Source organism: Arthrobacter sp. Bz4 (genome assembly GCF_003075455.1).
In the GTDB taxonomy this organism is placed as follows: domain Bacteria; phylum Actinomycetota; class Actinomycetes; order Actinomycetales; family Micrococcaceae; genus Arthrobacter_D.
The window spans coordinates 163893-182726 of sequence record NZ_QDAE01000005.1 but is presented as its reverse complement, the minus strand read 5'-3'; the positions used below and the strand labels follow the sequence as shown (position 1 = coordinate 182726).

At 61.3% G+C, this 18834-nt stretch carries 19 protein-coding genes and 1 pseudogene; 9 read left to right on the top strand and 11 right to left on the bottom strand.

The window, feature by feature from the left end; translation table 11 throughout:
• The first annotated feature begins 251 nt into the window (after positions 1-251).
• Both DDA93_RS16290 and DDA93_RS06505 read left to right on the top strand, forming a co-directional pair.
• Positions 252-869 carry a hypothetical protein gene (locus DDA93_RS16290; RefSeq protein WP_165802586.1) on the top strand — a complete coding sequence of 206 codons (618 nt, stop codon included), beginning with the start codon at positions 252-254 and terminating at the stop codon, positions 867-869.
• A gap of 545 nt (positions 870-1414) precedes the next feature.
• Complete coding sequence (locus DDA93_RS06505; protein WP_347693148.1) at positions 1415-2644, top strand: IS30 family transposase; 1230 nt, start codon at positions 1415-1417, stop codon at positions 2642-2644.
• Positions 2645-2788: 144 nt separating this feature from the next.
• On the opposite strand, the gene DDA93_RS16285 is transcribed toward DDA93_RS06505, so the two are convergent.
• A complete protein-coding gene (locus DDA93_RS16285) occupies positions 2789-3040 on the bottom strand; it encodes a hypothetical protein (RefSeq protein ID WP_165802585.1) in 252 nt (83 codons plus the stop codon).
• Positions 3041-3829: 789 nt separating this feature from the next.
• Positions 3830-4915, bottom strand: coding sequence for a redox-regulated ATPase YchF (gene ychF / locus DDA93_RS06495; RefSeq protein ID WP_116778337.1), 1086 nt, complete (start codon positions 4913-4915; stop codon positions 3830-3832).
• 86 nt (positions 4916-5001) lie between these two features.
• Between ychF and DDA93_RS06490 the strand changes: the two genes are divergently transcribed.
• Entirely contained in the window at positions 5002-6285 is a 1284-nt protein-coding gene (locus DDA93_RS06490; protein WP_116778336.1) for a DNA recombination protein RmuC, read from the top strand.
• 8 nt (positions 6286-6293) lie between these two features.
• On the opposite strand, the gene DDA93_RS06485 is transcribed toward DDA93_RS06490, so the two are convergent.
• Together DDA93_RS06485 and DDA93_RS06480 are read right to left on the bottom strand one after the other, a co-directional pair.
• The gene (locus tag DDA93_RS06485) at positions 6294-7379 is read right to left on the bottom strand and encodes a 4-hydroxy-3-methylbut-2-enyl diphosphate reductase (RefSeq protein WP_019481605.1); all 1086 of its coding nucleotides are present in this window, start codon (positions 7377-7379) and stop codon (positions 6294-6296) included.
• A gap of 62 nt (positions 7380-7441) precedes the next feature.
• On the bottom strand, positions 7442-8311 hold the full coding sequence (locus tag DDA93_RS06480) for a hypothetical protein (protein ID WP_116778335.1): 870 nt from the start codon (positions 8309-8311) through the stop codon (positions 7442-7444).
• Positions 8312-8483: 172 nt separating this feature from the next.
• On the opposite strand from DDA93_RS06480, the gene xseA reads away from it, so the two are divergent.
• Both xseA and DDA93_RS06470 read left to right on the top strand, forming a co-directional pair.
• A complete protein-coding gene (gene xseA, locus DDA93_RS06475; RefSeq protein ID WP_024476875.1) occupies positions 8484-9833 on the top strand; it encodes an exodeoxyribonuclease VII large subunit in 1350 nt (449 codons plus the stop codon).
• A pseudogene (locus tag DDA93_RS06470) lies at positions 9830-10080 on the top strand (exodeoxyribonuclease VII small subunit). The gene xseA and the pseudogene DDA93_RS06470 overlap by 4 nt, the downstream one beginning before the upstream one ends.
• 52 nt (positions 10081-10132) lie before the next feature.
• On the opposite strand, the gene DDA93_RS06465 reads toward DDA93_RS06470, so the two are convergent.
• From DDA93_RS06465 to DDA93_RS06450, 4 genes are all read right to left on the bottom strand, one after another.
• The gene (locus DDA93_RS06465) at positions 10133-10990 is read right to left on the bottom strand and encodes a polyphosphate kinase 2 family protein (RefSeq protein ID WP_116778334.1); all 858 of its coding nucleotides are present in this window, start codon (positions 10988-10990) and stop codon (positions 10133-10135) included.
• Positions 10991-11011: 21 nt separating this feature from the next.
• The gene (locus DDA93_RS06460) at positions 11012-12229 is read right to left on the bottom strand and encodes a pyridoxal phosphate-dependent aminotransferase (RefSeq protein WP_024476874.1); all 1218 of its coding nucleotides are present in this window, start codon (positions 12227-12229) and stop codon (positions 11012-11014) included.
• Between the two features lie 74 nt (positions 12230-12303).
• Positions 12304-13353, bottom strand: coding sequence for a ribosome small subunit-dependent GTPase A (gene rsgA, locus DDA93_RS06455; RefSeq protein ID WP_116778333.1), 1050 nt, complete (start codon positions 13351-13353; stop codon positions 12304-12306).
• A gap of 15 nt (positions 13354-13368) precedes the next feature.
• Complete coding sequence (locus tag DDA93_RS06450) at positions 13369-13800, bottom strand: NUDIX hydrolase (protein ID WP_019481599.1); 432 nt, start codon at positions 13798-13800, stop codon at positions 13369-13371.
• Between the two features lie 110 nt (positions 13801-13910).
• Here DDA93_RS06450 and DDA93_RS06445 point away from each other — a divergent pair, with 110 nt between their 5' ends.
• The 3 genes from DDA93_RS06445 to DDA93_RS06435 are packed head-to-tail and all read left to right on the top strand — an operon-like array spanning position 13911 to position 15932.
• Positions 13911-14366 carry a MarR family winged helix-turn-helix transcriptional regulator gene (locus tag DDA93_RS06445; protein ID WP_243400543.1) on the top strand — a complete coding sequence of 152 codons (456 nt, stop codon included), beginning with the start codon at positions 13911-13913 and terminating at the stop codon, positions 14364-14366.
• Positions 14366-15376 (top strand): nitronate monooxygenase, encoded by a 1011-nt coding sequence (locus DDA93_RS06440; protein ID WP_116778331.1) that lies wholly within the window; start codon positions 14366-14368, stop codon positions 15374-15376. Before DDA93_RS06445 ends, DDA93_RS06440 begins: the two co-directional genes overlap by 1 nt.
• 43 nt (positions 15377-15419) lie before the next feature.
• Positions 15420-15932 (top strand): Lrp/AsnC family transcriptional regulator, encoded by a 513-nt coding sequence (locus tag DDA93_RS06435; protein WP_019481596.1) that lies wholly within the window; start codon positions 15420-15422, stop codon positions 15930-15932.
• A 41-nt stretch (positions 15933-15973) separates the two neighbouring features.
• Here the strand turns inward: DDA93_RS06435 and DDA93_RS06430 are convergent, their stop codons facing one another.
• The 3 genes from DDA93_RS06430 to DDA93_RS06420 form a co-directional block, all read right to left on the bottom strand.
• On the bottom strand, positions 15974-16171 hold the full coding sequence (locus DDA93_RS06430; RefSeq protein ID WP_116778330.1) for a hypothetical protein: 198 nt from the start codon (positions 16169-16171) through the stop codon (positions 15974-15976).
• 13 nt (positions 16172-16184) lie between these two features.
• Entirely contained in the window at positions 16185-16844 is a 660-nt protein-coding gene (locus tag DDA93_RS06425; RefSeq protein WP_116778329.1) for a helix-turn-helix domain-containing protein, read from the bottom strand.
• Between the two features lie 91 nt (positions 16845-16935).
• The gene (locus tag DDA93_RS06420; protein WP_116778328.1) at positions 16936-18183 is read right to left on the bottom strand and encodes an MFS transporter; all 1248 of its coding nucleotides are present in this window, start codon (positions 18181-18183) and stop codon (positions 16936-16938) included.
• A 136-nt stretch (positions 18184-18319) separates the two neighbouring features.
• On the opposite strand from DDA93_RS06420, the gene DDA93_RS06415 reads away from it, so the two are divergent.
• The gene (locus DDA93_RS06415; RefSeq protein WP_019481592.1) at positions 18320-18793 is read left to right on the top strand and encodes an Lrp/AsnC family transcriptional regulator; all 474 of its coding nucleotides are present in this window, start codon (positions 18320-18322) and stop codon (positions 18791-18793) included.
• Positions 18794-18834 lie beyond the last annotated feature (41 nt).

Genomic DNA, 18834 nt, shown 5'->3' with positions numbered 1-18834 from the left:
AAATGCTTGTGGTGCCTAAGCGCCGGAACGTGCACCAACATATGCAGCCGGACGAGCCGGTCGACATTCTGGGCTACCAATGCCGCTTGGAGCGCCGCGGCGGCACCAAGACGCGTACCGTGGCGCAGCTAGGTGTGTGGGCATCAAAAATCGATGGGCGCAACTGTCCTCGGTCTAAAGTGAACGCATGATGTTTACGGACATGTGCTTCTGCATCGGGCAGTGCCCATCGGGCCAACGGGAGGGGAATCGTGCTTGACGACCAGGACTACGTCGAAGTCGATGCTGTAATTCGTATGCCCAAGGGCAGGCGTCTGGCAGATTCCAAGAAGACCGATGGATGGAGTCGCGGTTTCACCCCCAACTCAGCGGACAAGGGACCAGAGCACGTCGAAATTCGCCTCAAGCCCGATGTCACGAGCGCGGAGAATGACACCACGCCCGTCGAGCCGCAGATCATCTTCATTCACGAAAACATTGATTCGCCGCCTCAGAAGACGCGGGAGCAGGAGGAACTCGAGGAAATACTCGGGCTCTTGATCACTCTCGGTTTCGTCAAGGCCACAGAGTGGATGCAGCCGCGCCTACAGCGCATCTGGAGAGAGCGTGTCATCCCCTTTTTCAATTTTCAGCGGGGGCAGTGGCGGGCGCATATGCCCCGGCGCAGAGCAGGCAAGCGTGTCGAATCCGATGTGCCTACGACTGCCTCCGAGGCCACGCCCGTCAATGGGACAAACGAGGTCGGCGACGCCCTCGACGCCTACGAGGCCAATATGAGCAGTGGCGAGGCCCGCCAGCACTTCGCTGAAGCACTCATCGCCCGGCACTTCGCTAATGAAAGATGCGGCTCTTGGCCAACGCTCGTATAGAAGATGGTGGTTTACCGCCTGAGCTGGTCAGTGCAGTTGAGGCGCTCACGCCCACGCAAGTAACGAGCGCGCTTGACTCGCTATTGACATCTAAGCCCACTCTTCTCGATGACCTCGGAAATTTCCTGCAGGTGAGTCGAACTGAAGGTCAACTTCAGCTGGGAAAGGACAAGATAAAAGCCGCTCTTCGTCTCACTGACGGCCAGCAGCACTAGCACGGGGCTAATTTCCGGAGCGAAGCTCCCCAATATCAAAACCTTCGGCCACGGACAGGTTTTGGAGTCGACGATCGTCGTCACCTACGAGGATGAATATCGGAGTGGAGTTCTGTTCACTCGGTATGCTCCCGCTCCCAACGGGGCCTGCCCGCTTGTCCCTATACCGAAGTCTGGTTGGTTGATTGATAGACTTCACCGTTTCGCCACTGGTCATAGCGCACGATAGCTAAAGGCCTCCGTGGTGTCGGTGACGGTCGAAAAGTGAGCCGTTGTGACGGCTTGGCGTCTAGCGGTCGTTGCGACACCTGACTATTAGGAGTTGCAACTATGGCCTTGATGAAACGAGCACGAAGGGTTCGGGGAGCACCTCCGAAGAACGCTGCCCGCGCTCATTATGATCAGTTGATGAAACAGGGAATGGGTAATTCTGAGGCCTGCCGGATCGTCGGGATCAGCCGAAGTTCAGGCACTCGGTGGCGCCACGGCCACACCGCCATCTCAAAGACGGGAGTGGTCACGAAGTACCCGCCGATCTCACGACAAAGACCACGGGTCACCTCCGTACGCTTTCTCTCGGAGGAGGAGCGAATCACGATCGCGGACCTGCTCCACGCCAGACGAAGCGTCCGGACCATTGCCAGGGAGCTTGGGCGCAGTCCCTCAACCGTGAGCCGAGAGATCCGACGGAACACCCACCAGCCCTCTGGAAATTACCGGCCACGGACAGCCCAGCGCAGCGCCGAACGCAGGCGAAGTCGACCCCGGACCGGGAAGATCGCTGCCAGTGCTGAGCTGACGGCGTTCGTGAGGACCCATCTATTAGAGCGCTGGAGCCCACGCCAGATCAGCAACCGGCTCCGTACGGAGTTTCCCGGCCGTGCCGAGATGCAGGTCGTGCCTGAAACCGTCTACCAGGCGTTATATGGGCGCGGAAGCCTGGATCTTGCCGTCAGCCCTGCACTGGCGCTGCGCACCGGACGAACCGGACGCCGACCCCGCAGGAGGAAAGAACACCGCACCAAACGGTTCCCAGATATGGTGATGATCCGCGACCGATCAGCAGAGGTCACCGGGAGATTGGTACCGGGGCATTGGGAAGGCGACCTCATCATCGGGAAGGGAAGCTGCTCAGCGATCGGAACCCTGGTGGAACGCACCACACGGTTCACGATCCTCGTGCATCTAGCCGGCAACAGAGGAGCAGAGAATCTCCGTGATCGGCTGGCCGAGTCGATGAGCGCGCTTCCAGCACATCTACGTAAGTCGCTGACCTGGGATCAGGGTACCGAGATGGCCTGCCACCAGGACTTCACCCGCCGGACGCTCATCCCGGTCTACTTTTGCGATCCCGCAAGTCCTTGGCAACGCGGGTCCAACGAGAACACCAACGGATTACTCCGGCAGTATTTCCCGAAAGGGACAGACCTAGGAACCCACACCATCAAGGACCTCGCCCGGGTCGCCGATGAACTCAACCGTCGACCACGGGAAATCCTCGGCTGGGAAAGCCCCGTGGAGCAACTCGCTAGGCTCATCTCACCACCGACAGAATCATAAACTGTTGCAACGACCGCTGAAATCCGCCGTAGCCGATGTCCCACCAATGTGCGTCAAACGCCGTCATCTCTAATTCTTCAATCCGAGGATCTGCCGCTATCGATGCCGGCGGTCCGAAGCAGTTGGCCATTGCATGTCGGACACTCATCCGCTAATAAAAGCCGCTTCTGCCGCATTTAGCTCGGCGATCCCATCAAGGGTTACCCCGGCCTGTTCTATCTTTTTGTTGCCCTGCCGTTCAAGTCCTTTGGCCTCCTGGATATCCGGTGCGCAGAGCGCGTCCAAAAAAAGTTCCAATCCCTCGGCAAGTTCGCGCAGCGAGAGCCCAATGACTTTTCCTCGGTTCCGATGTGGTCGGGGCAACAGATTGGCCCAGTGCGCCACAAACTGGTCCATCTCGCCAAATGCGTCCACCAATGGCTCGGATGTGCGCCCAGACCTCGATGTCGAAGAAAGCGCACCTAGTACCTGGCCCAACAACTCGTCGAGGTCCCCGGTCAGGGACGACAGAACGGGTTTAATCGTATGGTCCGGGACCTTGCGCGTGGTCCGGAACTCTGCAACCAGGCGCTCTCGGCGCTGGAGGTCGTATTGGATCTCTTGTGCTTTGGGTCGCTCCCCGCAGTCAGTGCAGGTCAGGTCTAGAAGCCGCCTACCCTTGCATCCCCCGCACGTGATCGCGTCGAACTTTAAACGCATTTCCTGACCCCGCCAGCGCCGCCCCATAGCAGCAGTCTAAACCTGCCATTCGCCTCCTCCCGTCCCGACACTGCGCCAGAGAACCCCTGTCGGATCGTGATTCGCAGACAACATGGGCGTATTCGGACACAACCGGCGGATCTTTCCTGTCCGCAGTGATGCAACGTGGAAATCGCACTTTTGCTGATAGGAGCGCTAGGTTCGCCAGCAATTAGACGCCAAGAGATGGCGAGACCAAATACTGGATGTGGGCAGGTCCCAGCTCGCCAGCTCAATTGTTGCTTGCGAACCGCCTGCAGTAGGCACGTCTAGCATCCTCACAACATAGACGTTCTCCGCGAGACGGTACATGCCCTTTCCAGCCGGGCCGGCGTAGTCCCAACCTTGAAAACCGATGAGGGCACCAATCCCCTCGATGGCCGTGCCGACAGGAAGGCCCGGGATGCACTCAGCATCCCGGGCCTTCCTCAAGCAATCGCCTGAAAACTATACATTAAATCTAAACTCCACGACGTCGCCGTCGCCCATAACGTATTCCTTGCCCTCGATGCGGACCTTGCCGCGGGACTTGGCCTCAGCCATCGATCCGGCGTCCACCAGATCGTCGAAGGAGACCACCTCTGCCTTGATGAAGCCGCGTTGGAAGTCGGTGTGAATGACTCCCGCAGCTTCGGGAGCGGTCGCGCCCTTGGTGATGGTCCACGCCCTGGTTTCTTTGGGGCCGGCTGTCAGATAGGTCTGCAGGCCGAGGGTGTGGAAACCGACGTGCGCCAACTGATCGAGACCGGACTCGCTCTGGCCGTTCATCTCGAGCATTTCGCGAGCCTCTTCCTCGTCCAGCTCGACCAAATCTGACTCGAGCTTGGCATCGAGGAAGATGCAGTCGGCGGGCGCCACGAGTTCGCGGAGCTCGGCCTCGCGTTCCTCGTTCCCCAGGACAGAATCGTCGGCGTTGAAGACGTAGATAAAGGGCTTGGCGGTAAGCAAGCTCAGTTCGCGAAGATGTTCCATCTCCAGCTTGTCTTTGGCGACCGAGGCGAAAATGGTGTCGCCGCGTTCCAGCACCGACTGGGCGGCAACCATGGCTGCGAGCTGCGCCGGTTCCCGCTTCTTGATCTTGACTTCCTTCTCAACCCTGGGAATGGCTTTCTCAAGGGTTTGGAGGTCAGCAAGGATCAGCTCGGTGTTGATTGTCTCCATGTCGGAACGAGCATCGACCTTGCCGTCAACGTGAATCACATCGGGGTCGTCAAACACCCGGATTACTTGAGCAATAGCCTCGGCCTCACGGATGTTGGCCAGGAACTGGTTTCCTAGTCCCTCACCCTCCGACGCGCCCTTGACGATCCCTGCGATATCAACGAAAGAAACTGTGGCTGGCAGAATGCGCTGCGACCCGAAGATTTCGGCCAGTTTGCCAAGCCGTGCGTCAGGCAGGCTCACCACCCCGACGTTCGGCTCGATGGTCGCGAACGGGTAGTTCGCAGCAAGCACATTGTTGCGGGTGAGCGCGTTGAATAGGGTTGATTTGCCGACGTTGGGCAGTCCGACGATGCCAATAGTAAGAGCCACGGGAATAGAGTCTACCGTTTGCCCCAGCTTCCACCGCGCCGCGGCGGGTGAACCAGAATGTCGGTGCTGACTGAGATGGTGGTGGCATGGACGGATTCATTGTGGTTTTGATCGTATTGTCGGTGCTCATCGGCGCAATCCTCGGGGCGGTGGGTGTCGCCTGGGCGGCACGTCTCAAGGTGCAGCGTTTGGCAGAGGAGCTCGACGACGTCGGCGAGCGTCTGGGGAGCACCAACGCCGCGTTGGCTACTGCAACAGCGGAAAACCGGATGCTGGTCGCCCAAAACCGTGAGCTCACCTCCCGGTCAGTAAGTGATCAGTCGGTCTTGCGTGCGCTGGCGCCGGTGGCCGACAAGCTGACTCATCTCCAGTCTCAGGTGGGGATCCTCGAACGCGACAGGGTGGAGCAGTTCGGGCAACTCGCCGAACAACTCAGGGAGGCACGGCACTCGGACGCGCAACTCCTATCCACCACGCATTCGCTGACGGCTGCACTGCGGAGCAACAGCGCCCGCGGCCAGTGGGGGGAGGTACAGCTTCGACGGGTGGTGGAGGCGGCAGGAATGCTGCCCCGCGTCGACTTCCTGGAGCAGGCAACCATCACACTCAGCGCTGGCGCCAAAGACACCTCAGCCAGGCCCGACATGATCGTTCAGCTGCCCGGTGGTAAACAGCTGGTAGTGGATGCGAAGGTGCCACTGGCTGCGTTCCTTGACGCCCAGGAGTTGCCCGAGGGATCCGACGGTGGAGACGGCCAGCCGGCCAGCCAGCGCGAGATCCTGCTGCAGCAGCATGCCAAAGCGCTGCGGGCACACATTGATGCCTTGGCACGAAAGCGGTATTGGCAGGGCGTGGAGAACACCCCGGAGTTGGTGGTGTGTTTCATTCCCGTAGAGTCGGTGCTTTCATCGGCGCTGCGCGCAGATCCCGGCCTTCTCGATTACGCCTTCACCCGCAACGTGGCACTAGCCTCACCGGTTTCGCTTCTGGCCATTTTGAAAGGTGCGGCGTACAGCTGGCGGCAGGATGTCCTGACCGAAAATGCCAAAGAGCTGTTTGACCTGTCCCGGCAGCTCTATGACCGGCTAGGCACCATGGGAGAGCACGTGACCAGGCTCGGCAATTCACTGAAATCGTCGGTGGAGAAATACAACTCGTTTGTGGGAACCCTTGAGTCACGGGTCTTGCCAACGGCCCGCCGCATCAACGACTTCGATTCCGCTTCCCTGGACGGCTCGTCGACCGATCCGGCGCAGCCGTCCAGCACGCTCCGGGTACCAGCGGTGGAGTCAACACCACGGCTCCTGAGCGCACCCGAGCTGCTTGAGGATAACGCGTCAGGGAACGACGGCGACCGCCGCAGCGCGTAGGACTGGCCTCAGCGCTTGGGCCGGGGTCCCCTGCCACCGATGCCGCTGGTGGAATCCCCCATCGCCTTGAGGGTGGCGCGGATTTCCTTGGGCAACGAGAAAATGATGTCCTCCTCGGCCGTGACCACTTCCTCGACGTCGCCGTACCCATAGTCTGCGAGGAGACGCAATACATCCTGGACCAGATTGTCGGGGACAGACGCACCCGATGTGACACCAATGGTTGAGACGCCCTCGAACCAGCTCTCGTCCACCTCGTTCGCAAAATCGACCCGGTAAGAAGCCTTTGCGCCGTATTCGAGGGCCACTTCGACCAGTCGTACCGAGTTGGAGGAATTGGCTGAACCAACCACGATCACCAGATCCGAGCTGGGTGAGATCTTCTTGATCGCTGCCTGCCGGTTGGAGGTGGCATAGCAAATATCGTCACTCGGCGGGTCCTGCAGGGTGGGGATGCGTTCCTTGAGCAGGTTGACGGTGAGCATCGTCTCATCGACGCTAAGGGTGGTCTGCGACAACCAGATCACCTTGTCGGGGTCGCGGACCGTCACCTTGTCCACATCCTCCGGACCGTTGACGATCTGGATATGCTCCGGGGCTTCCCCCGCGGTGCCTTCTACTTCCTCATGGCCCTCATGACCGATTAGCAGGATGTCGAAATCGTCCCTCGCAAAGCGGACCGCTTCCTTGTGGACCTTGGTCACCAGAGGGCACGTGGCGTCGATGGTGCGCAGCCCCCGGTCTGCTGCCGATTGGATCACTGCTGGCGAGACGCCGTGGGCGGAAAAGACCACCAGGGCACCCTCGGGTACCTCCTCGTTCTCTTCCACAAAGATGGCACCCTTGGCCTCAAGCGTGGAGACCACGTGCAGGTTGTGAACAATCTGTTTGCGCACATACACCGGCGCGCCGTAGTGTTCGAGAGCTTTCTCGACGGCGATTACGGCCCGGTCCACTCCGGCGCAATAGCCGCGCGGTGCAGCGAGCAGGACTTTGCGTCCCCCCGAGACGGGCTGCGCGGCGTCGATCTCGGCAGGCGAGCGCCGCCTCCTGGGCACCGAGGGCATGGGCACTGAGACTGCTGTGCTGGTCATCCCTCAATGCTAACGGTTGTGGGCCCTCTGACCCGAGACAGCTGGCCCTGATCCGCTGAGAGCTAAGCCACGGTTGTTCTTCGACCGCCGCTGATCAGCCGGGATGCTACCCCTACCAGGAGCAGCACCACTCCCACTCCGATGACCGCCAGACATAGCGGCTCGCTGACCTCCGCGGCCCGGGCTACCAAACCGTCCTGGAACAGGGCGGAGATGGAACCTTCAGATGCTCCGCGCTCGGCCCGCACCCGTTCCAGAATCTCTGGCGCGGCCCGGACCCCCGCCCAGTAGAGCACCCCGAGGGCCGCCGTGCCCAGGCCCAGGAACGCCAGGGTTGTGCTCCGCCGTCGGGCTAGCCCAAGGGCGCTCAGTGCGCTCACCACCGCGCCGGCACCCAGTATCGGCCACAGCCCCGCGACGGCCGCAAGCTGGCCCACAGTGCTTTGCCGCTCCGGTGAAGCGACTTCCACCAGGGTCTGCTCCGGAGCCGGGACGTCTACCCCCAGTCTTGTCCCCACTTCCTGAAGGGCGAGGGCGAGAACCGGGGCGAGATCGAGCTTCACAGGTTCGGGCGAGTCAACACCGTTGAACACGTCGGCGTCGGCCGGGAAACTCAGCTCGTGCGACCGCTGCAACGTGTCATTCCATGCCGCTGGATAGCCTGGCAGGCCAACGACGTTGCCCGCCGCCTCCGCGATGAGCGGTTCAACAATGCCGGTCAGGGCCTCGGGAAGCCCAGCATTTGCGGTAGCTTCGGAGGCTAGGGCTGACGTTAGCTGCGCCTGAAACTCGGGATCAGAGCCAAGCGGTCCGGCCAGCTCAACGAAACCGTCCACCTGCACGAAGTTCCTGTCGATCCAGGCACCCGGCAGGGCAATCCCGGCCAGCACCAGCGCTACCAGCGTGAAAAACGCCGCACCAAACGTCCGCATATTCTGTCCTGCCTTGTAGTGAGAGAAGTATTGATTATGCCCCGGCCAGCTGGACTCTTCCTCCACACCGAGTCTGTGTGGACCCGGCCGGGTGCGCAAGCTGATAAACATGAAGGGAACAAGGTGCAACGCCACGCCTTGTTCCAGCCACAAGCGTTGGGAGTGTCAACTGATGAATGACGACGGCGCGGTGCAGCCGCGCAACGGTTCCAACGGTGTGCGCCTCCAGAGCCAGGACCTGGCTGGTGTAAACCCATCTCAGCCCACGACTCTTCCTGCCACCGCGGCCGAAACAACGGCCGAGCGGCCCTGGCCCCTTCACCTGCTCTCCGAGAAGTTGAAGGCTCATCTGGAACGCGCTCCGGCCGCCTGGGTTGAAGGGCAGATTATTGAAGTGAACCGCCGGTCCAATATGTGTTTCGTGACGCTACGGGATGTCGACGCTGAGGTGTCTCTGCCGTTGACGATCCGCGGCAACGTGTTGTCCCGCCTGGACCTGCCGCTCGAACATGGTTCACGTGTGGTGGCCCAGCTGAAGCCTGACTTCTGGCTGAAGACCGGGCGCCTATCCATGCAGACGTGGCAGATCCGGCAGGTGGGCCTCGGTGACCTGTTGGCGCGGATTGAACGGCTTCGGCAGTCACTCGCCGCCGAGGGTCTGTTCGCCGCACGGCTCCGTAAACCCCTCCCTCTGCTCCCCCACCGGATTGGGTTGATCACCGGGCGCGGTTCGGACGCGATGAAGGACGTACTACGAAACGCCAGCCTGCGGTGGCCGGCCGTCGAGTTCGAGATCCGGGAGGTCGCGGTTCAGGGGGTTGGCTGCGTCGGCCAGGTGACCGCGGCACTGGCCGAATTGGACGCCATGCCCACTGTGGACGTCATCATCATTACCCGGGGTGGCGGCTCACTCGAAGACCTTCTGCCGTTCAGCAGTGAAGAAATGGTCCGGGCGGTAGCAGCGGCCCGGACTCCAGTGGTGAGCGCAATCGGGCATGAAGCAGACCGACCACTGATTGATGAGGTGGCGGATCTCCGTGCGTCCACCCCCACCGATGCAGCCAAGCGCGTGGTCCCCGACGTCGCTGAGGAATTCCAACGGATCCGGCAGTCTCGGGCGCAACTCTCCCGGGCCATTGGAACGCTCGTTGCAAGGGAAACCGAGCGGCTCACCCACCTCCGTTCGCGGCCAGTGTTGGCCCAGCCTGAGGGCATGGTGTCGGTACGGGTGGATGACGTTGAGAGGTTACGAGGGCGCGCCCGGCTCGCGGTGACCTCGGCCGTCTCGCGCGACACGGACCGAGTGCACCACCTTCGTTCCCAGATCCGGTCACTTTCTCCGCAGAACACCCTCGACCGCGGCTACGCGGTGGTCCAGCTTGAGGACGGGTCCATCGCGCGGGATGCCGCGTCGACTCCTCCCGGGTCCCTGCTCAAGATCCGTCTGGCGCGCGGTGAACTCGCCGCCTCAACCCTCGCATCCAGCCACCCCCACATCACCAATCCAGAGGACACCCCATGAGCCAGCCCACCGGATCTGCTGCCAACGACCCGGCAGCAGATCAAGACGTCAGCAAATTGTCGTACGAACAGGCACGCGAGCAACTCGTCTCGGTCGTCAGCCAGCTTGAGGCCGGCGGAGTGACCCTTGAGCGTTCCCTGGCCCTATGGGAACGAGGCGAGGCGCTGGCCGATCATTGCGAATCCTGCTTGAGGGCGCCAAGAAACGTCTCGCGGCGGCCCGCGACAAAGCCGGGCAAACCGGCTAGCCAGTCACCGCGACCAAGGACGGCCGGGCGGGTTGGCTGGTGGGGACGTCGGTCAGGACTGGGCGAGGCGTGACTGCTCGGCTTCGACGTCGAACTGGGCTTTCGGCCAACTGAGTTGCATATCCTGAAGCGCGTCGATGATGAGTTGCTGAACAGCCATCCGTGCGTACCACTTCCGGTCTGCGGGAACCACAAACCACGGCGCCTCGGGAGTGGTCGTGCGCTCAATCGCCAGTTGATAGGCGGCCTGGTACTCGTCCCACAACTCGCGTTCGTCCAGATCGCCGGTGTTGTACTTCCAGTGTTTGTCTTTGCGTTCAAGCCGTTCCGCCAGTCGAGCTTTCTGCTCCTCCGGACTGATGTGAAGCATTACCTTGATGATGCGTGTTCCTGATTCCACCAGCGACGCTTCGAAATCCCTGATGACGTCGTAGCGCTCCTCGATCACCGATGGCTTCGCCAATCCGCGCACCCGCTGGATCAGTACGTCTTCGTAGTGGGAGCGATCGAAGACGCCGATCATTCCGGGACCGGGCAACTGTTTCTTGATCCGCCAAAGAAAGTCGTGGCGCTTCTCTGCGGCCGTGGGTGCCTTGAATGCGTAATGCTTGACGCCCTGCGGATCGACTGCCCCCACCACATGGCGGACAATTCCGCCCTTTCCCGCAGTATCCATGGCCTGGAGCACCACGAGTAGCGAGACCTCGCTGCCGAACCTGCTTTCGGCAAAGAGTTTCTCCTGAAGCTCCGACAGCTCCGCGTTCTCAGCGTCCAGCTTGAGCCGGCCCTTTTTCTTACCCCCCGAAAATCCGGGGGTGGAGCGGGAATCGATCGAGGCGAGGTCGATATCCGGCCCCACCAGCAGGGCCTTGCTGGGGCTGGTCTCAAACGCTGGGGTTGCGGGCGTCATAGTGTTCCTTCCAGAAGCGATTTATGGCTTGTAGGTGCTGAGGAACTCGGCTAGCCTGCCGATGGCATCCTCAAGGTCGTCCACGTTGGGCAGCGTGACCATTCTGAAATGGTCGGGATTGATCCAGTTGAAGGCGCGGCCGTGGGAGATCAGGATCTTCTGCTGCTTGAGCAGGTCGAGGGCGAACTGTTCGTCGTCCTTGATCGGATACATTTCGGGGTCCAGCCGTGGGAACAGGTACAACGCACCCTGCGCCAGTTCGCAACTCACGCCGGGGATCTCGTTCAACAGCTGATAGGCCTTATCGCGCTGCTGCTTCAGCCGTCCCCCGGGCAGGATGAGGTCATTGATGCTCTGGTGCCCGCCCAGCGCTGTCTGGATCGCGTGCTGGGCCGGAACATTGGCACAGAGTCTCATGTTGGCCAGCAGGTTGATCCCTTCAATGTAATCTGCAGCCCGATGCTTGGGCCCAGTAATCGCCATCCAGCCGCTGCGGAACCCGGCAATCCGGTATGCCTTCGAAAGACCGCTGTAGGTCAGGCACAGCACGTCGTCACCCGTGACGGTCGCCGCGTTGATGTGAACCGCATCGTCGTACAGGATCTTTTCGTAGATTTCATCGGCGAAGATGATGAGGTCGTGCTCGCGCGCCAACTTCACCATCCCCTCGATGATTGAGCGTGGGTAGACCGCCCCGGTGGGGTTGTTGGGGTTGATGAGTACTATTCCCTTGGTCCGGCTCGTGATCTTTGCTGCAAGATCCTCGAGATCGGGCCACCAATGGTTTTCCTCGTCGCAGAGGTAATGCACGGCAGTGCCACCGGCCAGGGACACCGATGCGGTCCACAGTGGGTAGTCGGGGGTGGGCACGAGTACCTCGTCGCCGTTGTTCAGCAATGCCTGCAACGACATGGTGATCAGTTCGCTGACACCGTTGCCCAGGTAGACGTCGTCGACGTCCATGTGGGTAAGGCCGCGACCCTGGTAGTACTGCACCACTGCCGTTCGTGCTGAAAAAATGCCGCGGGAGTCACTGTAGCCCTGGGCTTTGGGGAGATGGCGGATCATGTCCACCAGGATGGCTTCCGGGGCTTCGAAACCAAACGGCGCTGGATTACCAATGTTCAGTTTCAGAATCCGGTGTCCTTCGGCCTCCATGAACTTGGCATGATCGAGCAGCGGCCCCCGGATGTCGTAGAGAACGTTCTGGAGCTTGTTTGACTGCTTGAATTCTGCCATTTACACAGGATGCCACAGCACAGCGGTGGGATACGTGATTAGCACTCCGTAGCGCCTCTCGGCGCTGCCTTTCGTTACGGCTGACGGAACCTATTCCGATAGTCCTTGGACTGGACCTCCTCTCTGGCCCGTTGGTGGCTGTTCAGGCCTCGCGCACGGTTCCGGGTCGGAGTCTGTCGGCGGCGCAGACTCGCCAGCTCTCGCTCCATTTTTTGGTAGCTCAGCCAGCGGCGCTGATCCAGTGTTCCACCTGCGAGTGCTTCCTGCACGGCGCAGCCGGGCTCCGGACCGTGCTGGCAGTCGGCGAATCGGCAGCCTACGAAGAGGTTCTCGACGTCCTCGAAGGACGCATCAAGGCCATCCTCCGCCTCCCATAGCGCGAATCCACGCAGGCCTGGGGTGTCCATCAGCACCACCCCACCCGGCAGTGGAATCAGCTCCCGTGCTGTGGTGGTGTGTTTTCCGCGCCCATCTACAGCCCTGACCGCCCCGATGTTTTGCACTGCTCTCCCGACAAGCGCGTTGGCCAGGCTTGATTTGCCGGCACCCGACGGGCCCAGCAATACCATCGTCTGCCCCGGTTTGGCACGGGTGAGCAGCTCGTCCAGACCGTCTCCAGTTTCGGCTGAAGTGGTCACAACAGCCACCGACCCAGCCCGTTCAACGGTTTCTGCCACCACCGAGTCGAACCTGTTGCTCAGATCCGCTTTGGTGAGGATAACCAGCGGAGTTGCACCCGAGTCCCGGGCTGCCACCAAGGTGCGATCGAGCCGGTTGGCTGAGATGGGGCGATCAATCGGAACGACAATTCCGACAATGTCCACGTTGGCCGCGAGTACCTGCGGTTCAGCGATCGGATCGTAGGCTTTCCTGCGCTGCACGACCGTCAACCGGGGCATCACCCCAACAACGACGGGATGCTCCGGCTCCGAGAGGTCGACGGCAACCCAATCGCCGGTAGTTGCGCCCCGATGGGCGGCAACTATCAGGATGCCGTGTTCGGCTGCCAGCCGAATCCTGCCGCGGTCGACCCGTATCACTCGGGCAGGAATGAGATCCGTGCCAGGGAAGTGATTAGTGAAGTGGGCGCTAACCCGCTGGGTAAACCCGTACTGCTGCAGCATGTTCACTGATTGTCCTCACAGTAAATTCTCCATGCATAAGGCGACATCTACCAGCCCCACCCGGTCAAGGGTGGGCAGGTCGGAGAGGTTCACCCAGGCGGCCCGGTCGGTCGACCCATTAGCCTCATGGCGGAGTGATCCATCGATGGTGCGAGCTCGATAAACAATCCTGAGTGCGTGCATCGGCCTGTCAGAACCGTTGAGGCGGTCGGATGCTGCGATGTGGAGGCTGTCGACACCCAACAGGTGATCGAGCTCGGCCGTGTAGCCGGTCTCTTCATATATTTCGCGGACGGCAGCAGCCGGCGCGTCTTCGCCCAACTCCAAACCTCCGCCGGGAAGGGTCCAGCCAGCGGCCCCTGATTCGTTCCAATGCGCCAGAAGGATTTTGCCGTTGTCGATAATCAGCCCGTAAGCGCCAATCCTCGTATCCCATGCAGCACTCATGGCGGCAAGTCTAACCAGCGTGCGGTGTGAGTGGTCCTGCTCCCGGCAATGTATCGCTCGTCGGATGCTGGAACTTGACCCGCCGGGCAAAATGTTAACTACTTAACAGTATGGATCTCCGACAGTCGACCGTGTTCAAGCTGCACCGGGCAACAACACTGGTGACCCGGGTGTCCGACGAGTACCTCATCGCACGTCATGGCATCCACTACGCACCTTTCCTGGTCCTGTTGACCCTTCGCATCGCTGGCCCGTCTCCGCAGCGGGCAATAGCCCAGGGACTCGACGTGAGCAGGGCATCGGTCACTCAACGCGTCCACCAGCTCAGGGAGCAGGGCCTGGTCAGCGTGTCGATCAACGCCGCAGATCCGCGGGCGAACGTGGTCGACCTGACGCTCTCGGGTCGGCGGCTAACCGACGCCGCGTGGCACGGGCTCGAAGCGACGCTTAACGCCGTCGACGACGGTGTGGACGACGGATTACTCCGACATCAGCTCGAAAAGCTGATTACTAACTGCACCACTGCCCTTTCAGTGGTCAACGCGACCGGCCACAGGACTGAGTGATGTTCCCTTCCCCAATCATCGCGGCGCCCATGGCCGGCGGCGTATCGACCCCGGCCTTGGTGTCAGCTGTCGCGCGGGCCGGCGGCCTTGGCTTCCTCGCTGCGGGCTACAAATCAGTCACGGCTTTGCGCGCTGAGATTGCATCGGTCCGCTTGACCGGCCTGCCTTTCGGGGTGAACCTGTTCGTTCCCGGTGGTCCTGCGAAAAACCGGGAACCGCTGTTGGCCTACCGCGCGAAGCTGGCTTCCCTTGCTGACCGTTATGGCGTGGTACTGCCCGATCCCCAGTACGACGACGACGGCTGGGACTCCAAAGTCCGCACCCTGATGGACGAGCCAGTCCCCTTCGTAAGCCTGACTTTCGGGCTACCGGACCGGGCAATCATTGGCGCACTCCAGCAACGCGGCACCGTGGTCATTTCAACGGTGACATGCCAACGTGAGCTAGTCGTAGCCCAGGAGCACGGGGTCGACGCAGCTGTAGTCCAGCACAGTTCAGCGGGAGGCCACAGTGCTGTCTTCGAACCCAGCCATCCGGCCGAGAGGCCAACCACCGACATTGCAGCCCTGATTGCCTCGCTGATCCCGAACTCCACAGTCCCACTGATTGCAGCGGGAGGTCTCACCGGAGGACGGGACATCCGGCGGACGCTCGACGCCGGGGCGACAGCCGTTCAGCTCGGAACACTGTTTGTGCGAACCCATGAAAGCGGTGCGCGCCAGATCCACAAAGACGCTCTCGCCTCCCTGGCATTTCAGGGGACTGCGGTGACCCAGGCATTCAGCGGAAGACCGGCAAGGGGGCTCGAGAATCGGTTCATGAGGGAACACCGCGATGCCCCGCTCGGATACCCGGAAGTGCACCATCTGACATCACCCCTGCGCGCGGCAGCCGCAGCTGCTGGCGATCCTGAGCTGCTGGCATTGTGGGCCGGCACGGGGTACCGCGCCGCTCAGCCGATTGGGGCGACCGACCTGGTGGCACACCTAATAGCCGAGCTCGACCGCTAGGGTGGAACCCAACCGCAATCGTTCACGAGGAAGTGGCTTGCCCATGGCTGAAGACGCCGCACCTACCCTAGCCGCCCCCAACCGTGCGCGGGATACCCCGATGCTCGATCAGACAGACCAGCAGATCCTGAAGGAGCTGGTCGCCGACGCACGGATCACCAACGCGCAGCTCGCGGAGCGGATTGGGGTGGCGCCGTCGACGGCTCTCTTACGAACGAGACAACTCGTGGACCGCGGAGTGATCAGCGGGTATCACGCACAGCTCGATTTCGCGGCAATTGGCCGCGCCGTTCAGGCCATGGTCTCGGTCCAGCTCAAGGGTCATAATCGCGAGGAGATCGATCGGTTCACTGATCGGGTGCCGAATCTGCCGGAGGTAGTTTCCACCTTTCACGTCGCAGGATCGGTGGACTATTTGCTGCATCTGGCGGTGCCAAGCACGGAGGTCCTGCGGGACTGGGTACTGGACCATCTGACGACAGATCCGGTGGTAGGCCACACCGAGACGACCCTGGTGTTCAACCATTTACCGGGCAATACCGGGGTGTTGCCTTAGCCGCGACGACGGACGCTGCGGGGTCAGGTACAACTGGGCCCCTACGGCCGCAGGCCTGAGTGGTGCGCGGCCGCTAGATCCCGCCGTCGCTCGTCGTGAGCATGGATTGCTTCACTATGGCGGGCATGATCGAGTGCGAGTCGCTCGCCGATGGAGACCAGGCGGTGACCCACCAGGATGAGAAGGGCGTCGAAACCCGTGGGCCTGACGGACGGGGAATAGGTGGCAAAAGTGGTCATCACTGCTTCTTTTCTACGTCAAAGGTTCGGATGAAGGTGGCTTCCCCTGATGCTGTAGCGGAATGTCGAATTGTCCCTGCAGGATGGGGAAAGCGTTGAAGTGCAGCTGCACTGCGCGAGCGTCGGGATCGGTAGCGCCGCTGTCACGATATTTCGCCAGAAGGGCTCTGGCGTGGTTCAGCATCTCTCCAGTGATCTCGGCCAGCTGCCCGGCAGTCAGCCGGGCGTTCATGGTGGCGATCACCGACCCGTCAAACCAGTCCTGTGGGAGGTAGTCATAGCCTTGTTCCATGAAGTCCTGTAACAGAGCCGCCCGGTGATGCTCAATCTCACGGTTGAGTATTCGTGACGCGTGCAGGGCCGCAGGATCTTCGGCCAGATCACTGGAAAACAGGCTTAGCGCACCCGGTGGCCGCTCCCACCAGCGCTCCCGGGCTGAGCCCTTACCCTCCACCTCTCGGACCAGTTGGTGCTTGGCGAGTTGGCGAAGGTGATAGCTGGTCGCACCACTCGATTCCCCAAGCCGGGCAGCAAGTGTGCTGGCGGTCTGGGGGCCGAGTTGAGATAGCTGCTCCAAAAGCTGGATTCTAAGCGGATGAGACAGCGCTTTGAGCCCGGCGAGATCCAGGGTGCGGTCGGCTGACTGGGCATCGGATCCGTGGCGTGTACTCATAGACCCAAGATACAGTTACAAAACTTTCTTTGCAAGGGTTTCTTTGCATAGAAATCTTTGTAGTGGGGCCTCAGTAGCTGGGCGGTGAAAGCTACCCAGGGAGGTGGCCTCGAAGTGTGCTGCGCAGGCTTCGCATTGCCAGAGCAAAGCTTGCCAGAGCGATCAGTCCCGCGAAGCCAGCTACCGAACGGTCCAGTCCCCACGCTTGGGTGGCGGCACCAAGGCCGACCACCGGAAGGCTGCTTCCCAGGTAGGTGAGGACATAGAGGGTACTGATGATCTGGGCATGCTGGGATGACTCCACCCGCAGGGACACCTCGTTGAACACCATCCGAAACGCCACCCCCTGTCCCGCCCCGGCAATAACACACGCCACAACCAAGAGCGGCACACTGTCGATAGACCCAGCCACGGGGATCAGTGCCACCCCCACCCCTAGTGCGGTCAGCCCGAGTCCGACGACATGCCTACCCCGCACCTTCATCAATTGGCTCAGCGCCGACGAGGCCAGGACCAGAGCTGCCAGGAGCCCGATCAGGGGCCGGGAGCTAGTGTCGGCGAGCGAGGCAAAGCACGTCGGCGCCAAGCTGAGGGTGAAACCGAAAACGGCAAAACTGAGGAATCCAACTGCTGATGCATTCCAGAAGGCCCTACCAGCGGCTTTCGACACAGCGGGACGACGCGGCTTCAGGGCGCGGAGGGGTGACGCTGGGTCAGCCGTCCTGATGGCTGGCCGGGCCTTCAGGGTGAGCAGCGGAACCAGCAGCATCAGCAGGACCACCGAATAGATGGCGAACGGGGTCCTGCTGGGATCGGGCAGCAGGGATAGCAAGCCGCCGATAATTGGCCCGGCGGCAACTCCCCCGGCTGACGCCAGCAGCGTGAATCGTGAAGCCCAGTCTGGTCGGTGTGGCAATAGGTCTCGCAATGCAGCGGAACTGGCCCCGGTCGCCAGGGCGACCGCCGCACCCTGCAGGCAGCGCCCCAGAACCAGCATTGGAAGCGAGGTTGCTGCTCCGAATACCCCTGCCCCGGCAAAACCGATCAGGACGGCGAGCACCAGGGCCGCCCGCCGGCCAACATGGTCAGACCAATGGCCCACGAGCAGCAGGCCGACCACCAGCGACACCACATAGGCGGAGAAGGCCACTGTGACTTCGAGCGGCGAAATTCCAATCTTTGACTGCAGGAGTGGATAGATCGGCGTTGCCAGGTTGGCCCCGATAAGGAGGGTCGAGATGACCACCGCAGCCAGCACCAGCCGACTTTTGACTGACGCGTCCCAGCCCCAGCGGATCTTGTCCGACGGTTTCATCCGCAGCTCGCTGAGAATACTCACTTCGACTCCATACAGTTAAACAAACAGCACATATCCCCCTTATTCTCCGGTCCTCAGGTGCAATCGGAGCATTTTGGATAGTAACTTGAGCGTTATCACCAATTTTTGACTACGTTACTGACAGGAAGTGGACGTCATGAGCAAATTGGACCTGGTCGACATCCGGCTCCTTCTGGAGCTCGTTCGGGATCCGCGGGCACAGATTGGCGAACTCAGCGATCAGCTGGGGGTTGCCCGCAACACAGCCCAGTCACGTATTCGACGGTTGCTCAGATCTGGGACTCTGCGATCGAGCGGTCGCGAACTGGATTTGGAAGCGCTCAACTACGATGTTGCGGCCTTCGTCACCATCGAGGTCTCCCACCGCGAGCTCGACGGCGTCATTGCCGGCCTTCGACGCCTCTATCAGGTACTGGAAGTCCATGAGATCTCGGGCCGTGGCGATATCTGGTGTCGTGTCACCGCAACCGACACGCATCACCTGCAATCTGCACTTCGATCGATCCTGCGCATCAAGGGAGTGATTCGCACCGAGACCGTTCTGGCCCTGCACGAACACATCCCGTACCGCACCGAACCGCTATTGCAGACCCTCGCCGAGGAGAACTGATTTTTCCCGGATTCTCATGCGGGTCTCATCTTTAGTGGGGA